We start from the raw sequence: 2,853 nt of genomic DNA on the forward strand, positions 1-2,853 counted from the left end.
TTACTAAGTTTAGTAGAAGATTTGCAACATTAGTAACCAGTTCCTTAACCTAAAAGGTACTGGTTATTTTTTGTCCAAAATATGTTCAAACGTACAATTTTCTTATTTTGATATGGTGCTCCCATGCCCATCAACTTAAGAAATTTTAATACCCCCAAGTACCAAAAAACGTTATTCTTTCTAAACAAGCTAGATTAGAAAGAATAACGTTTTTTATGAATCTTTCAATTCAAAGTAAACTACAATTATTTACTGAAGAATTACATAAACATTTTACTCCTTCATTTTTAGAAAAGCTTGTTAGAACAACGTATTATAGCTAGACATATTCACTGATGGTTTGATGCATAAGTGAATCCCCAACAACAAATACATTTACACATATCAAAAGTTATTTATGTCATAAAGTAAAAAAAGGAAACGATTATTGGGTTCAAGGGGCATCCTGAGAGTAAATACTATAATTTGAGTTTGATAAGTGTATTTTAGAAATTTCAAAGCCTTTCAAATTAATGAAAGACTTTTGTAACATTTATGAAAGTGATTTGAAAGATATTTATAATAAGATAAATATATCGAAAGGGATTTTATTCCACAGCAAAAGTATAAGCAATGTACAGTATAATTTCATTTTTGTAATCTTATAGAAATAATGAAAGAAGATGAGAAATAGCATGAATCGTATAAAAAATAAGGTTCTGGTGCAAAAATCTAAAGACTCTTGCAAGTAATCTCCTAATCTTGGACATACTGATAGTATGACTCTAAAAAGGTGCGTAATCAGTATGGAAAAGGAAAATTTGTTTAAATGGAAGTATTATCAGCCTGAACTAATCTTATTAACAGTAAGGTGGTACCTACGGTACAATTTGAGCTTCCGTAACCTGGTGGAAATGATGGAGGAAAGAGGCTTATCAATTGCTCATGCAACGATTATGCGCTGGGTTCATCAATATGGATCTCAATTAGAAGAGAAAGTACGACATCATCTTAAATCAACAAATGACTCATGGAAAGTCGATGAAACATATATCAAAGTAAAAGCTCAATGGATGTACTAATACCGTGCAGTCGATTCAGAAGGGTATACAATTGATTTTTATCTAAGTAAATCAAGAGATAAAAGCAGCCAAGCGCTTTTTCAAGAAAGCCTTGGCTTTTTCGTATGTTTCTAAACCTCGCGTGATCCCTCCTATCCTGTAGCAATTCAAGAGTTAAGAGAAGAGAAACATATGCCTGAAGGCATACAACTAAGGCAAGTTAAATATCTCAATAATATAGTGGAACAGACCACCGGTTTATTAAAAGGCGAGTTCGTTCTATGTTAGGATTAAAGTCGTTTAAAACAGCAATCTCTATATTGAGTGGTGTTGAAGCCATGCATATGATGAAAAAAGGGCAACTTGTTTTACCGGATAAGTCTGTCCAAAACCAGAAATGATTTATTCATAAATTATTTGGCTTAGCTTCATAAGATAGAAATGAAGAAGAAATTGCTACTCTATGTTTCTAACTAACATTTTCGCACCAGAACCTTTTTTACTACCATAAGATAGAAAGAATACCACATTGCTATCAAGCTAAGATTTTAAGTTTCCCCATAGCGAAAAAATGACTTCTTTACGACTAGTGTTTAACTCATTTTTTTCGGTTTGGGGAACAACCCACTTCTTAAGTTGACGGGCATGTATGGTGAAGTCTATTATATAAATTGGTCAAAAATTGACCTTCCTCAGTTTTTTTAATTCAATACATATGTTTTTTGTTATGGGAATATATGTTATAAACTTTACTTAGTCTAAGAACATCATAACATTCTAAATAGTATGGAGCGTGTATTATAATGAAAAAGATTTTATTATCGTTTATAACATTAGGAATGCTTATAGGATGTGAAAAATCTGATTCGTGTGATGAAGCAAGAGCCATCTACTCTGGAAATTGTAATTCTGATAATACACTGACAAACGACAAAGCTGAATTACAATTAGATTCCAAATAGTTGCTGTAATACTTAATTTGTATTTTAACAGGTAACAATTTCATTTCATTTTAGAGGGATATTTCCAATCGCGATTTCCTTTAGAAACAGTCGAAGAGGTTTCACTTTTTTAGTTAGGCTTTGTTTCTCTATGTTTTCCAGAGATTTTCGTATCTGTTCCATTTGTTCTTTTCCTTCTATTATATCAAACTCGATCCATTTGTGGGGTATCGCCAGTATTTCGGAAAAACCCCACGCTAAGAGTTTTTGAGTCATTTTAATGTAGGCTTAAAATAAAGTTTGATCACTTTTTGCTATGTATGAGCAAAGTTACTTCACTATTAAATTTATAGTAAGTATAACTTCCAATCCATGAACCAAAGGCTCCTCCCAAAAAGAAAATAGTCATATATAATCCATTAAGTCTGTTTCTTATCTCAGGATTCAAACCAAAGTCAACTTTTATTATATATTTTGGAGTTGCTTTACGTTTACCGTCTACAGATAGCGGTGCTCTTTTTTTGCATGAATTTTACGTCTGAATTCTTTAAAACATCATAATTTCAATTATCTAAAGACAACGGTCATTCATTAATACAATAAATGGAAGGTTATTCGATTCCCTATATTTGTATATGCGAAATTGCATAAAAATATATGTTTAAATAAGACGCGATTTTATATATAACTAGAGGTAGAGAAAGTAAATTATTGTTTAGTGTCTACTTAAAACTTTTAAGTTGATCGATGTGGCGGTATCCCTTTAAGAGAAATATTAAGCAGTTAGCCTTTGCTAACCGCACTTTTATTAGAGATATTTACCTGTTGATATTACGTTAATATGATGAAAATTTGCATAAGAATCTTTATAT

2 pseudogenes are annotated in these 2,853 nt (G+C 31.3%); one reads left to right on the plus strand and one right to left on the minus strand.

From position 1 onward, the window contains the following. Positions 1 to 785 precede the first annotated feature (785 nt). A pseudogene (locus B5P42_RS29290) lies at positions 786 to 1,441 on the plus strand (IS6 family transposase). A gap of 844 nt (positions 1,442 to 2,285) precedes the next feature. On the opposite strand, the pseudogene B5P42_RS29295 reads toward B5P42_RS29290, so the two are convergent. Continuing rightward, positions 2,286 to 2,444, minus strand: a pseudogene (locus B5P42_RS29295) (MFS transporter); the annotation flags it as partial. Positions 2,445 to 2,853 lie beyond the last annotated feature (409 nt).

The sequence above is a fragment of the Bacillus sp. SRB_331 genome (assembly GCF_003264175.1).
Taxonomy (GTDB): Bacteria; Bacillota; Bacilli; order Bacillales; family Bacillaceae_G; genus Bacillus_A; species Bacillus_A mycoides.